Annotated in this window: 10 protein-coding genes; 1 reads left to right on the forward strand and 9 read right to left on the reverse strand. The window is 45.6% G+C overall.

The annotated features are described in order from the left end of the window. Window positions 1-2: 2 nt before the first annotated feature. From NYE25_RS16465 to NYE25_RS16500, 8 genes are all read right to left on the reverse strand, one after another. Complete coding sequence (locus tag NYE25_RS16465; protein WP_341051760.1) at window positions 3-734, reverse strand: glycosyltransferase; 732 nt, start codon at window positions 732-734, stop codon at window positions 3-5. Then, a complete protein-coding gene (locus NYE25_RS16470) occupies window positions 731-1,933 on the reverse strand; it encodes a hypothetical protein (RefSeq protein WP_341146400.1) in 1,203 nt (400 codons plus the stop codon). The genes NYE25_RS16465 and NYE25_RS16470 overlap by 4 nt, the downstream gene beginning before the upstream one ends. Further along, window positions 1,930-3,384: a hypothetical protein gene (locus NYE25_RS16475; protein ID WP_341051757.1), complete on the reverse strand. Its 1,455-nt coding sequence runs from the start codon at window positions 3,382-3,384 to the stop codon at window positions 1,930-1,932. The genes NYE25_RS16470 and NYE25_RS16475 overlap by 4 nt, the downstream gene beginning before the upstream one ends. Window positions 3,385-3,453: 69 nt before the next feature. Beyond that, window positions 3,454-4,536 carry a sporulation protein YunB gene (gene yunB / locus NYE25_RS16480; RefSeq protein WP_371915736.1) on the reverse strand — a complete coding sequence of 361 codons (1,083 nt, stop codon included), beginning with the start codon at window positions 4,534-4,536 and terminating at the stop codon, window positions 3,454-3,456. A 145-nt stretch (window positions 4,537-4,681) separates the two neighbouring features. Continuing rightward, window positions 4,682-5,293, reverse strand: coding sequence for a TVP38/TMEM64 family protein (locus NYE25_RS16485; protein ID WP_076285278.1), 612 nt, complete (start codon window positions 5,291-5,293; stop codon window positions 4,682-4,684). A 264-nt stretch (window positions 5,294-5,557) separates the two neighbouring features. Next, window positions 5,558-6,427 (reverse strand): glycine betaine ABC transporter substrate-binding protein, encoded by an 870-nt coding sequence (locus NYE25_RS16490; RefSeq protein WP_341146401.1) that lies wholly within the window; start codon window positions 6,425-6,427, stop codon window positions 5,558-5,560. Between the two features lie 15 nt (window positions 6,428-6,442). Then, window positions 6,443-7,276, reverse strand: a complete 834-nt coding sequence (locus NYE25_RS16495) for an ABC transporter permease (RefSeq protein WP_042191673.1) — start codon at window positions 7,274-7,276, stop codon at window positions 6,443-6,445. Then, the gene (locus tag NYE25_RS16500; protein WP_042191675.1) at window positions 7,276-8,472 is read right to left on the reverse strand and encodes a quaternary amine ABC transporter ATP-binding protein; all 1,197 of its coding nucleotides are present in this window, start codon (window positions 8,470-8,472) and stop codon (window positions 7,276-7,278) included. The genes NYE25_RS16495 and NYE25_RS16500 overlap by 1 nt, the downstream gene beginning before the upstream one ends. A gap of 259 nt (window positions 8,473-8,731) precedes the next feature. Between NYE25_RS16500 and NYE25_RS16505 the strand changes: the two genes are divergently transcribed. Next, entirely contained in the window at window positions 8,732-9,292 is a 561-nt protein-coding gene (locus NYE25_RS16505; RefSeq protein ID WP_042191677.1) for a GbsR/MarR family transcriptional regulator, read from the forward strand. A gap of 60 nt (window positions 9,293-9,352) precedes the next feature. Here NYE25_RS16505 and NYE25_RS16510 read toward each other — a convergent pair whose 3' ends face one another. Next, the gene (locus NYE25_RS16510; RefSeq protein ID WP_341146402.1) at window positions 9,353-14,752 is read right to left on the reverse strand and encodes a carbohydrate binding domain-containing protein; all 5,400 of its coding nucleotides are present in this window, start codon (window positions 14,750-14,752) and stop codon (window positions 9,353-9,355) included. Between the last annotated feature and the right edge of the window lie 220 nt (window positions 14,753-14,972).

Consider the following 14,972-nt stretch of genomic DNA (forward strand, 5'->3'; position numbering starts at 1 on the left):
AGCTATTCTTTCCATTCGATCAAATGGGGCTGCTCATCTAGAATGGACTGGTACTGCTCCAGACTCCCCCAGCGCCCCTCTGGATCAAGCTCCATATAACGTGAGTATTTAAGTCGAAGCTCTTCCGGCGGAACCGCCCATCCATAATGCTTCACCCGCAGTTCGGCAAGAAAACCCGGCAATACAGAGTAAGAAAGCGGCAGCCTAGGAACATGATGATCCATTTTCGGGAAGAAATAATGAAAATTCGGCAAATATCGGACAAGTGTACGAGTATGCTTCGTATGGATATTCCAATGTTCATCTTCACGATAATGGGTGGTGCCACCCCAGAAATCAAATAGCCGGAAAGATACCCAGTCATACACATCCTGATCAATCAGCCGTCTCATCTCCCGTTTAGCTGCCTCTTCATAGAACTCATCAGCGTCTACAGACAGGAGCCAATCCGGATTCGTAGATACCGCCAAATCCCATAACATCTGCCTAAGCTCCCACTCACGATTAAACAAGGAGGTCTCCAGTGTCACAAGCTTCGTAACCTTCGCAAAAGAACGACATAACTGTGCCGTATGATCTGTACTTCCATCATCAACAACTACAATATCATCCACGAATTCACTCAGTTCTTCAAGCACCTGCTCCAGATACCTACCAGCTTCATTTCGAACCTGCATCATAGCGGTCAAGCGGTTACCTGCTGTTTTGCGGAGAGGCCATCTATGACTACTCATCCCTCCACTCTCCTTTTCAATCGTTTTACAGCCTCTTCTAGATCTGCCATCTCTGATAAAAGCGGCCACGCCTGATTGTCTTGCCCTGCCTCATTCAAGAAGCTGCGTATAGCCTCATGCCGTCTACCATGTAGCAAGTGTATTGTGCCTTCTATAACCCCATCTACACTTCCCTCCAAATCTTGCTGAAGCTCTAGCGCTTTCTCCCATTGGAAGGTCCGAATATAATTCTGAATCAATAACAGCTTCGCCTCTGAGGTAGTGAGCGAACTCAGAATCCGTACTGCCGCAGCTTCATCCTCATTCAAGCGAAACAGCTCTGCCCGAACAAGTTCGTACTGCCCGGAGTGAAGCCAGCCCCGCAGCCTTTCCGCATCCCGCTTCTCCTCAGCTGTAAATGCCGTAATTGTATATTGTTGAACAGCTGTTTCCAAATCCCCAGTCTTACTCTCTATAGTCGAAAAAAAGCGAAAATGTGAATGAAGGCAATCTAAATATTCATACAGCACCATGAGCTCAAAGGATTGCGCCAGATAGCGGTTTGCTACGGAATCCCCCAACAAGTACAGATAGGAAGCTGCCAAGTAATGTACAACAGGTTGACTGGGCAGCTTAGCACACATGGAAATGTAATAGTCCGCCCGCAACTCAAGCTGTATAGTAACCCAATCAGCAGGTGATATCGTTGAATCCTGCCACAAGTTCACTATGGCCTTCCTCCACAGCACCTCATAATCCGTAAGAAAATACAGCCGATCTCCCTGAAAGGTAGCTCCATAGGATTCCTGCTGATCCCCGCCGAGATAGAGCACACCTTCCCTGCGTAAGCTCTGCTCTAGATATATCCGTTCAGATCGGGTGGCTACAAGGTCAGCCTTTGCGCCAAGCAAACCGCTGTATTTATCCCATAACCACTTCTTTTCTTCTTCCGGGCAACGTTCTAGCAGAGCCACTACATAAGCTGCCTGCAAGGAGAGAACCTCTGAGAGCCAATAAGGAGAAGAGACAAGAATCGTGTATTGCTTCATGTTCAAAGAATAAATATCTGCAGCCGCAACTGCCCTAATCTGATTGTTAGTCTGCTGCTCACTGGTCATTCGTCCAGCAAAGCAGACCCCTTCCCGGTCGGGAAGAAGCTCTAGCAATCTTTTATATTCGTAGTCCTCCCAAGAACCTCCGCTTAGAATTAAATATTTCATGGGTGTGCCTCCTTGGAATCGGACAAATCCCCAATATAGCCTATTACCAGAGAGGCATTAGGGTGAAGCAGCAATTGACGGGAAGTAAACTTCCTATTGCTAATCATCCCAGGCAAGATCCCTCCTTTGTAAGCAACACGTTCAAGAGGTAGCGTGAGCGCTGAATCTCCCTCTGCAAGCAAATGAACCCCCGCTTCCTCCATTTCAGTCGATAAACTTACGATCAGATCAGCGGAGCCTTGGGTTATGGCCTTCACCACCCGCTCAATATAATGTTTCTCATATTGGATAGAAGTGGACAAATACAGAATGATCTCACTCTCATATAATGCAGATGCGTTCTTTAACGCCCGTAGCCATACATCCTCACCATGAACCGTTATCACTACATCATGTTCGCTAACCGGAAAGTCAGGAGCAGCGTCCACCAAAGTATCTCTGATCCAAATCCAGCGAATAGACTTGTAGCTCTGCTGCTCCCGTGCAGCTATCCATTGCTCCTTCAGCTCATCACAATTCCAAGCTTCATCACAATACACTATGGCCGTTACCAACGGAGAAGCTAAGGGTATCCTGCCCAATGGTATAACCGGCTGTGGAAATTTTAAGGATTCAGTAGGCGGTACTAAAAGTTCTTCGTTCTCTATCCCGCTTTCAAGTGCCCATTTCTTGTAGTATGTCTGCCAGCCATTCGTCTGTTTGGATTCGTCCTTCGTTCTCAGGTATCTATCCAGTGACTGAATAGCATGAACATACACAGCTTCACTCAGTGCCAGTTTCGCTCCAATCTGCCGCGCTCGGAGACACCAGTCAGCTATCATGAGATGCCGCCCTTGAAGCGAGGTGTCAAAGCCGCCAATTCGCTGAACCAATTCCTTAGTGAATAGAAGACAAGATCCGGTTAGCACTTCCACCTCGCGCCATTCGCCTTGATACCGCCCAAGACTGTAGCTTACATGCTCAGCTAATTCATGATGAGTACCAAAGTGAAGCCGTTTCTTCCCTTCCCCCCTCTCGGTAGATGAACGCGGAGCAATGACTCTAACGGAAGCATCATCAAAGGAAGCCCACATTAACTCGCTTAACCAGCCAGGCGATACCATAATCGAATCTTCAAGCAGAACAGCAAAGGTGGTCTCGATATGGGCCAGAGCTAGGTTGGGCATATACTCCTCCTTCTCATAGGGTAGGAAGAGCACTGGTTCCTCTGGCGAGAACTGTCTTGCTAATACCTCCATGGGGAAATCGGGCGTCATTGAAACAGCAATAATGCGCACAGCCACTCCCGAGTGACGCAGCAGCAGGGGTAAACAGACCCTGGCACATTCCATACGGCTAAGCTCAACTACAATAGAAATCCCATCTTCACTTGGCAAGGGTAAAAGTCCGGCACGTTCAAGGAAACCATATCTCCCTGCCAAGCGTTCCATATTCAGCGATTCATGTGACATTTGGACTCACGCTCCATTTATTTAAAGCAACTCTACCTATAGTCTATGAGCGGTTAAGCACGATATCCCTTAATTCCCTCCATTTACACCTTTGCCGCCTTCTTCTGTATGAGCTGCGCCTGTATTCGAAGAATTGGGTGCAGCTGGTGATGAATTGCTATCCTCTTGGCTATTCCCAGGGGTATCCTTGCTCTGATCTGATACTCCATTTTTATCTCCACTTACAGATGGTGCAGGAATAGCAATTCCCGGGGCACTGCTGCCATTAGCTCCGACAGGCTGACCCTGATTATCGTAGTAATACATAGGCACGTCTCCGACGACCATCAAATATGACACAGGAATTTCCGTATCCACTACTTGAGGCTCCATGTCAAAAGGAATAACCACCGCTACCTCCGTAACAATATGGATATAGACCTCAACTAAAATCATATTAATTCCGGCATTTTGCTGGCGAGTGCTGAGTTCAACCTTAACAGCACCTTGCGGTTCAATCTTGATCGGGATATCAGGTCCATAAGAGGCGATGAGAGGACTACCTAGTGCCTGACCGAGCGGAATATATTCTGTCTGATTATGCAAATCCTGCAACGTGGTCTGGATTACCTCTGCTGCTTGCGAAGTAATACGCATATGCTCCGCATAGTTCAACATAAATCCTGATATTTTCCCGTTCTTATCGGTCTTCCAATCAATTAGTTCCTCCGCATTTCCTCCGTTCGCAACTTGTGAAGTGATCGCTTTATTTATCGACTCTGTTGCAATTTGCTTCACACGAATTTGCGCTAAATGCAAGATAGGTGGCTTCATGTGCAGCTCCACGTATCGCAGTGCTTGTAGTACAAGCACAATCAATACCAACGATGCAATCAACCAAAATTTGCGCCGGCTTCTTGGCTTACGCGTGTTTCCGCCGGAAACGGTCATCTTTCTCTCTGCCCTACTGGATGATCTCATATGACTTCTACTTCGCTTAGCTTCAAAGCGTGCACTCTGTGGTCTTGCCGCTGCCCTACTAGGTTTTGACTTGAACGCGGAGCTTCTTCCAGAGAACCTCGGCGTCCCGCCCCCATTTATTTTTGGCAGCCGAAGCTGACCTAGATCAGGTAATCTTAGCCCTCGGTTCCCCCATTTTCTTAATCTCCCCATTGCGATAGTCCCTCCCACCTTACGTAGAGGTCAAGCCACCTCCACTTAGTTTAAGGTATTCGGAAAGAAGACAAAAAAGAAGAACGTTCCCTCCGGCGGATAATGCCAAAGAAACGTTCTTCATTTATTTGATGATCAATTAATATTAGTGCATTCTACTCCGTTTATCTTCCTGTAGATGGTCCCAGTGCCGCCGTATAAAGATACCGATTAGAATAGCGATAAACACGGCATACCAAGTAATATATCCATTCCATTCTTCCCTAGGGACGATTAAGCTTGAGCCGATCGTACCGAATAGCCAAATGTAGGACAGATTCCCAAGCACGGTTCCCCAAATAAAAGATGATGCTTTTATCGGTGAAACAGCGGACATAAAATTGATTACATTGTTCGGAATAATGGGAATCGTACGTAGAAGGACCAGCGTCCAAATTCCATATCGGTCCAAGTAACGCTGCCATTTGTCATACCTTTTCAGCTTGGACCTCCATTTTCGATCAAACCAATTGTAAAGATATCGTCGAATCAGGAAGTACATCAGTATTCCACCCAGATTACAAGCCAGCCAACTAATTATCATACCTCCAATAACGTTAAATACAGACACATGGAGGACAATCAAAATTACGAACGGAAAAAATCCTAATATACTCTGCAACAGCGCCAATGGAATCGTCACAAATAAAATAGAGGGTCCACTAAGGCCAAGCGTTTGCAGCAGCCAATCTATCCAGGTATTTATGGTCTCTGTCATGAAGCAGTCTCCTCTCTTGACTCCTTGCAGCAGCTGCCTCCTGATTTACTTCGCTAAAGCATAAGTGTGAGCATTAAAATATAAGCAAAGTATAGATATTCCTTTGAATACTTTGCTTATATTCCCAAGAAAAACACCCCTTCCGGGGTGTTTTATTGAATGATTTTGCTTATGAAGTGCATTTGTAAAGAACAGTGGTTAGCGTACAAGTTACACTTTTGTAATCCATTGATTCTTCACATCATATCACAGAATTCTATCTACTTACAATTCTACACCTTGAATCCACGCATTCACTTTATCCGGGTTGTTTTCTACCCAAGTTTTAGCAGCTTCTTCTGGTGACTTCCCACCTTGAACCTCAACCATTACTTTCGCCATGTCTTCTGCTGTCCACTCGAATTGATCCAAGAACTTATAGACATTCGGCATGTCTTCTTTCAGACCTTGACGAACCATCGTATGGATTTGCTCATCCGCACCATATACACCTTTTGGATCTTCCAGATATTTCAGGTCCATATTGGCGAACATCCAGTGTGGTGTCCAACCCGTTACAACGATAGGCTCGTTGTTGTCATAGGCTTTTTGCAGCTCCTGTGCCATCGCTGCCGATGAACTTTCTAGAAGCGTATATTCACTAAGACCATATTCCGCAATAGCCTTTTCAGTCGTCGTCATAATACCAGCACCAGGCTCAATTCCGATAATTCGATTGCTCAATTTACCTGCCAGGTCACTGTTCTTCAAGTCTTCAATAGAATTAATATCCATGTACGCTGGAACCGCTAAACCAACTTTAGTTCCGTTCAAATTAGCTCCTAAATCTTCGATTTTCGAACCATACTTCTCTAAATAAGCTGCATGCGTGCTTGGTAGCCAAGCTGCGACCATAGCATCCGCACTACCATCAGCAACCCCTGCCCACATTGGGCCTGCATCTACCTGCAGCATTTCAACGTTAGTTCCAAGCTTAGTTTCAAGTACTTCTTTAACAACATAAGTACTCGCAATTTCAGAATCCCATGCCACATAAGCCAATTTCACTTTTTCTTTACTAGTGGATGAACATCCGGCAATAACAGTAATCATCATAATCACTAACAGGAATAAACCTATATTTTTTTTCTTCATATCTATTTAAAACCCCTATCTCTGTTTTGGTTTTAGTGCGTTCTGCGTTAAACGGTCGAGTAGAATAGCTATAATAACGATAGCAATCCCCGCCTCGAATCCATCTCCTGTCTTAGCCTGCGATACCGCGCGGTATACATAGGCACCTACACCTTGCGCACCAATCATAGATGAGATGACAACCATCGAGAGTGATAACATAATCGTCTGATTGACGCCTGCCATAATCGTTGGCAGTGCGATCGGCAGCTGCAATTTAACCAGCTTCTGAGTTGGTGTTGAACCGAAAGCATCGGCTGCTTCAACTAGCTCCTCTGAAACTTGACGAATACCGAGATTGGTCAAACGAATTGTCGGTGGAATCGCAAAGATGATCGATGCAATTACACCTGGAACTACCCCAAGTGAGAAAAAAGATACCGCTGGCAATAAATACACAAATGCCGGCATCGTCTGCATAAAGTCCAAAATAGGCGTAACTGTATTTCTAACCGCATTTCTCTGCGCACACAAAATACCAATCGGTACGCCGATTACTACAGCCAATATCGAGGCGGTTAGAACAAGGGCTAAAGATTGCATCGAAGGTCCCCATAATCCGAGATTATCGATTAAGAGCAGTCCGATTACCGCAAATAAAGCCATGCGCCATTTCCCAATCCAATAAGACAAAGCTGCAATAAGTACGATAAGCACTAATGCAGGCAGGAAAGTGAGCGCACCTTCAATTGCAGAAACCATTCCACCGATTATCGTAGCGATAAAGTCAAACAAGGGGCCACAATACGTAGTTAGCCAGTTTTCCAACCACTCGAGGGCCTTTCCTAAAGGCAGTTTTGGAATGTCCATTAAGATCCTTCTCCTTCCGGTACCGCGTTACCCGCGAGTGCGGAAAGAACGGCTCCCTTAATCACAATGCCCTTTAATTTATCCGCTTCATCTACGACGGCTACAGGCAAATGTGTCTCAGATATTAGTTCAAAGAAATCATTGAGCAGCGTTTCTGGATATACACGAGGGATCTCCCGCCGTGTAACCTCTAGGATGGATTTATTATCCTTTAGTGCCTGCGCTGCGTCCTCAGCTGTAATAACACCCAAGAGCTTGTTTTCTTTGTCTACCACATACAAGCTGAATATTCCGCTATCACGCATTAATTGAAGTGCTACCCGAGGTCCACGCTCAGGTCTAACCGTTTCCGGTTGCCGCATCACATGAGCTGCTGTTAGCACCTTGGACAAGTCCACATCCTCCACGAACCGCTCTACATATTTATTGGCAGGTTGAATGAGAATCTCTTCCGGTGTACCAATCTGCACGATAACACCATCTTTCATCAGCGCAATCCGATCACCAATCCGCAGGGCTTCGTCTAGATCATGAGTGATGAACACAATCGTCTTCTTCACTCTGGACTGCAATTCCAGCAGCTCCTGCTGCATGTCTTTACGGATCAACGGATCCAGTGCACTAAAGGCTTCGTCCATGAGCAGGATATCTGGGTCATTAGCAAGTCCTCTTGCTAGTCCCACACGCTGCTGCATCCCTCCGCTGAGTTGATCCGGGCGATGGTTCTCCCATCCCTTTAGACCCACTAGATGCAATGCCTCCATGGCCCGTTCAGTTCTCTTCTTTTTATCTACGCCCTGAACCTCAAGTCCGTATTCCGCATTCTCCAATACCGTCCGGTGTGGAAACAATGCGAACTTCTGAAACACCATGCCGATGTTCTTGCGCCGAAATTGCCGAAGCTCCTCCGGGTTCATTTTCACGACGTCTTTTCCTTTAAAAAGGACTTGTCCCCCTGTAGGCTCAATCAAACGGTTCAACAAACGAACCAACGTTGACTTACCGCTGCCGGACAATCCCATAATGACGAATATTTCTCCTTCTTCAATGCTGAATTCGGCTTTGTTGACTCCGACCGTCAACTTTAATTCCTGAGCGATCTTTTCCTTCGACCACCCTTGCTCTAATAATGGAATCGCCTTTCCCGCATCATGACCGAATACTTTGGTTAGCTTTTTCACCTCTATAATAGCCATGCCGTCCTCCTTCTCCCGAAAATAAATCCGGGTTTAGTTCACTTATAGTAGTGTACCGGACTATTGAAAATTCATGCAAACACCATATACGGATAAAATTTAGTGTACAGTTTTAACTTTACGTACTTTATGTATAGAATACTCTGTTTTACACCAAATTCCTTTCTTCATGATTTCTTTACTTATAGAGGGGGATTTGATTACAATACATTGTATAAGGTTGCAGCAGTCTATCGACCTATTCCTCAGGAGGGACATCATGAACGATTTAGAAGGGTTAACACCCGAACAAATAGAGAAGATTAGTAAGGCCCGTGAACGCGTGATAGACTCTATCGGTAAAAATATGGACCTATACGGCATCACTTTATCCATTGGGCATTTATACGGTTATATGTATTTCAATCAAGGTCCAGTGACACTGGACGAGCTTAGCAAAACAATGGGAATGAGCAAAACGTCCATGAGTACGGGAGTCCGTACCCTCCTAGATCTGAAAATGATCGATAAAGTTTGGGGGAGAGGGACTCGCAAAGACCTGTTTACCACTGTGCCTGACTGGCATCAGAACTTCAGTGATTACTTCTCTATTAAATGGAGAAAAGCCGTCGAAGGAAATATGATTTCACTAGCGAAATCACTTGCAGAAATTAACGATATGAAAAAAGAGTATAGTGACGATAGTAAACTTATGCAGCTCTTAAATACAGATGAAGAGAAGATTACCGAATCCATTAATTACTACCGCTGGTTGCTAAAATTAATAGAATCCTTTGAGAATGGTAAGATCTTCGAATTTATCCCTAAAGAAGAATCTTAATTCCAAAACAAAAAAACGACAGTGCTCCTGTAAAAAGGAAACCACTGCCGTTTTTTTCGTTTAACCTTCGATTAAGCTTACATCATCCAAATAAATCGTGCTGCCCGCACTAATTTCACTATTCGTTTCCGTACTGTTCCCATCAATAAGCCCTAGTAAAAATACCAGATGAGCCCCTGCGTCTGTCGCACCGTTCATGGTAAATGTGTAGCTGAATTCTTTCATATTCTGGGTCAAAGCTATAAGCTCAGCTTCCAAATATTTGGTGTAGTCCCCGCCTTTATGCTCCACAGCTACCTGAATATTACGGTTTACCGTAGAACGGGCCTTAAACTTCAAGGTGTACATCTTTCCCTGAACAAGCTTCAGGTTTTCGTAATCCACTTGTGCGCTGTAGGCAGCTTGCCCTGTGCCCGTCAGGTCTATCGCAAATTCCCCATCTTTTACAGCAGCAGATCCAATTCCATCAAAATACTGACTCCACCCCTTGGAATCCACATCAAAGGTTCCATTATCCAGCGTGCCGCTTGGTGGTGTCACTGGCGGACCACCCTGTACCTCCCGGACCACAATATCGTCAAAAGAAATCGTATGTGGCGTACTGTTAGCCTTAGGATCAGCGCCCAGTGATTTGCCGATCAGATAATTCAGCTTCAGCGGATTGCTGTTAGACACCGTAAATTGTGCGCCATACGTTGCCCAATCGGCAGTAATATCAAACTTAGCTTGAGCGGAAGCTGCAGAAGTATTGGAGTATTCTAGGATGATCTGCCGCGGAACCGTTGATTTCGCCTTAAAGCTCACCTCATACGTTTTTCCGCCTTCCAGTGGGATACCCTCTTGGTAAAATTGTGTATGCCACGCCTCCCATCCTGCTGACGTAATCAAAATTTCTGCCACGCCATCCTTCACATCAAACGCAGAAACACCACCTTCTCCAGACCATGTAGACCACCCTGTCTTACCACTGCCGAACGAGCCATTTATGACTAGATTGTTATCGTTAGCAAGTATCGTCTGAAGCACATATCCATTTGCGTAGTGGTCAGCTTCTACAGTGATTGTATAGCTGCCCTCGGATGGAAATACTGCCGCATCGATTGTAATTTTTCCAGGCTGAATGGTGTACTGTTCGGTTTCAAGAGTTATACCATTAACCTTCACTGCAACGATTTTCTTTCTCCAATCCTCATGATCTATGAAGGTTAGCTCAATCGGCTGCGAAACTCTGTTATTGCTGCTATCGCTTAGTAATTCCTGCGGTTTGGCCGGTGCATTTTTGATTTCAAATTTCACGTTATCAATGATAATATCATGGCTTTGAGGAATACTAATTCCCTCAACCTTTCCAAGCAGGAATTTAAGAGACAATGTGTCCTTACTGCCTTGACGGAATTCGAATGTGTAATGATTCGTTGCTGGTGTGAGCTCTACAATTTTTGTAAACGAAGCCTGATAAGACGCATTTTCAACATTCACACCGATTTTTCGGGCAATGGTTGAACTGGCATCAAACTCCAGCACATAATCTACTCCACTGGCAGCTTTCAAATTATTTTGAAACAACATCACGGAATATGGCTGACTACCCGTATTCGTAATGTTAAACTTCGCTGTTCCATCTGTAGCAGTAGCAGTGCTCTGTCCGCCCTGCTCCGTCAACAGCCGATCCCAGGCATGAAATTCAGTGTTGAATTCACCATTCACCAGCGGGTAGTAGACAAGTGATGGATCATAATAAAAGCTCGTGCGCAGCAACTTGAAGTTATCCAAGATGACTGTATCGGTAGCACCGTTCAGAAGTAATACAAATTGTCCCTCATGATCCGTTGCACCTGCAAGGTTGGTGAAGACTGCTTTTATTTCTTGTTCACCTTGGGCTAAGTTAACCGACTGCTGAGCATGTACGCTGCCGTCTTTTCCAAGAAGCTGAACTGTGGCAGTACGTGCAGAGGATACTGCAGCATTAAAGGTAAGCTCATAATCTTGGCCCTGTATGAGCTGAATTCCCTTCTGAAGCAATCGAACTTCGTCACTTTCGCTGCCGCCAATCTGCACATTCAGCTTGCCTTTGTCATCTACTTTAGCAGTGGCCGTTGCACCATTAGCTGTTTCTACATGCCAATAACTCATCCGATTCGGCTCACCAAGATCGAAAGTGCCATTGTACAGATGATTGCCGCTGCCAAGCGGTGCCTTCGGGCCATCATGATTGAACGGAATACTTTCTATCTCTTCGAGACGAACATTTCCCAACCAAACTGGTGAAGCATTAGTACCCATGTTGAACTCTATCCGTGCTGCAATATCAGAGTTCTCTTTCATTTGAAACATCGTTTCGTAATGGGTCATCTGGGAAGTCAACTCTGCCTTAAGAGCTGGGGAATAGGCAGCAAAGCCACGTGATTCTCCCCCCGTTAATTTAACGCTAATATTACGTGAAACGTCTGTTTTCGCATCGAAGCTGAGCTTATAGAATCTGCCTTTAGCAACGGATACGATAGCTTGAGGTTGAACGGAATAAGCATTGCCTCCAGCATTACCGATATTTACCTTTACGAAGTTTTGCCCCCCAATCGGTACAGTGGAGACAGTAGCCTCAGTTCCTGGTTCTTTAAACAAAACCCAGTGTGAAGTATTCGGTATGCCCATTCCATCATCTCCCGGAACCTGCTCCGTGAAGTTGTTGTTATAGACAAGGTTGCCGTCAGGAAGTGCTAGCTTTGAGCCTTCCAAGTAAGGTTCCTTATCCAGCGTTACTGGCACCGGCTCACGATACTCACGGCCTGTCAGTTCATAAACTCTGACATAATCAACCTGCATCGATTTTGGAAACACGGTCTCTGGTGTTGGATCACCATCGAAATTGCCACCAACAGCCAGATTTAACAGCAGGTGGAACTCCTGATTAAATGGTGCTGGATAAGCATTATTCGCAGGCTGCCCGTTGCTAATGCTGTACCAGTCATTTTTAGTCAAGAACAGATTACCGTCTACATACCAGCGAATTTCACCTGGCTCCCACTCAATGGAATACGTATGGTACTGTTCAATCGAAGTGCCTTTCGGAAATACATACTCTTTGCCGGAATATACATTGTTTGGCCATTCGCCACCGTAGTGAATGGTACCTGCTACCGTATTAGGACGGCTGCCCCAGCCTTCCATAATATCAATCTCGCCAGAGGAAGCCCAACTCCCGTACTCGTAGTTCTTCGGCAGCATCCAAATCGCTGGCCAGTACCCTTTTCCGGCAGGCGCTTTAGCCCGAATCTCAAATTTCCCATATTTCTTGCTGAACAGACCTTTCGTTTTAAGTCGTGAAGAAGTGTACTCCTTACCACTTACTGCTTCTTTACGCGCAGTAATCACTAGATTACCATCCTGTACCTTTGCGTTCTTCTCATCATTTGTATACCATTGTTTCTCGTTGTTGCCCCAACCTGGATTATTAAATTGCGAACCATCCCCAAGGTCATAGGTCCATTTCGTAGGATCAATGCTTCCTTCATTGAATTCATCTCCCCAAACCAGCGTCCATGGATCGTTTGTTGGTGTTGGTGTTGGTGTCGGTGTCGGTGTCGGTGTCGGTGTCGGTGTCGGTGTCGGTGTCGGTGTTGGTGTTGGTGTTGGTGTTGGTGTTGGTGTTGGTGTTGGTGTCGGTGTCGGTGTCGGTGTTGGTGTTGGTGTCGGTGTTGGTGTTGGTGTCGGTGTCGGTGTCGGTGTCGGTGTCGGTGTCGGTGTCGGTGTCGGTGTTGGTGTCGGTGTCGGTGTCGGTGTTGGTGTTGGTGTTGGTGTTGGTGTTGGTGTTGGTGTTGGTGTTGGTGTTGGTGTTGGTGTTGGTGTTGGTGTTGGTGTTGGTGTTGGTGTTGGTGTTGGTGTTGGTGTTGGTGTTGGTGTTGGTGTTGGTGTTGGTGTTGGTGTTGGTGTTGGTGTTGGTGTTGGTGTTGGTGTTGGTGTTGGTGTTGGTGTTGGTGTTGGTGTTGGTGTTGGTGTTGGTGTTGGTGTTGGTGTTGGTGTTGGTGTTGGTGTTGGTGTTGGTGTTGGTGTTGGTGTTGATATTGGACCTCCATTACCAGAACTGCTTGAGGCTGAAGTTGCTACTGGCAGTGTCGTTTTACTAGTGTTTCCTTTCTTTAATGGCGAGCCGCCAATCGTTACTCCATCGGCTTTGTTATCTATTGAGGTTACGCTTCCGCTGCCTTGAATCGCTGTGCCTCCAGCGCTCGCAGTCAGGATTAACGCGGCCACCTGTGCATTGTTCTCCAGAGTCAATTGCGTTGAGCTGCCCACCGTAAGACTGGCAACAGTTCCTGAGATTCTTAGCAAAGAACCGCTGACTGCTGAGTCTGCCGAGCGAACCGCTGCAAATATCCCTCGAAGTGAGATAATATGAGGAACGACGTTCATCTCAACATCCCCAAAGCCCGCTCCCGTAAGATCGCTACTCTCTTCCAAGATAGCCCCGGATTGCAGCTGCACAGTACCCACAGCTGTTGACCCGTTGGTATAAATTCTAACCTTACCGTTAGGTTTGGCTACTTGAAGCGGCCCAAGTGAAGTATTGTGTAAGCCAATACTCTGCTCACCACCACCTCGTACAAACGTAGTCCCTGTTACCTTTACACCTTCAAGCTTCGCATTCCCTTCGGCAATCCCCTCCGTTAAATAAAGATTACCTTGGATGACAGTATCTTCAAGAACCACATCGGCATGATTAATGATTACATTGCCCCTTACTGTTCCAAGCGAAGTCTCTCCAGATTTTAAGATGAGTCCCGAAACCATTCGATCAGCAAGCTGAGCAAGCTCTGCACGTGTAATTCCGCCCTCAGGCTTAAACAAACCTCCAGGATAACCTTTAATAAAGCCAGCACTCGATAGGGCTGCTATCGCTTTCGCAGTTTCATCACTGACTCCGTTCAAATCAGTGAATGCTGCTGTGCTACTTTTGTCCGTATTGAAACGAAACACTTTCTCCAAGGATAGTGCCGCCTCAGCACGCGAAAGCGCATGTGAAGGATAAATATTGTTATTCTTATCACTGCTTAAATATCCAGCTGTAATCCCTTTGGCAATATCACTCTTATACCAGTCTGTAGCCAGCACATCCGCTGGAAGCTTATCCGATTGCTCCTGATAATTAAATATACGATTCATAATAGCCGCGAACTCTGCCTTTGTGACTTCCTTACCCGGTCGAAACGACCCATCGTCATATCCACTTATAATCCCATTTGCGCTCCAACGCTGTAATGGACCTGCAGCCCAATGGCTTGGAGATACATCCGTAAACGCTTTCAATACATCGATTGTTTCATTTTCCACTTTCGTTGCCGCTGAATCAGGTGAGTTTCCCTTTAATGGCTCTGCCGCTGAAGCATTCATGCTCCCAACCGGTGATAGCAGCCCGGTGACAAGGAGCATAGCAGCTATTGCTGCCGTGAAATTCCTCTTCATCCTAAACATCACTCCTCGAATTTCGTAATATTCGTAATTCAAGCGAAGAATCGAAATCGGTTTCGACAATGTTATTGTTACTTAGATTTCCATATTTGTAAAGATGCAATTTTGAATTTTTTTACATAAATTTTTTTCGGAATATATCTCAGTATTAAAATATCCGTTTGACTTGTTTCGGCAATAAGAATAGACTTAAAATAACTGTTTTACTCTTCAC

It is taken from the genome of Paenibacillus sp. FSL E2-8871 (genome assembly GCF_038000345.1).
In the GTDB taxonomy this organism is placed as follows: domain Bacteria; phylum Bacillota; class Bacilli; order Paenibacillales; family Paenibacillaceae; genus Paenibacillus_AQ.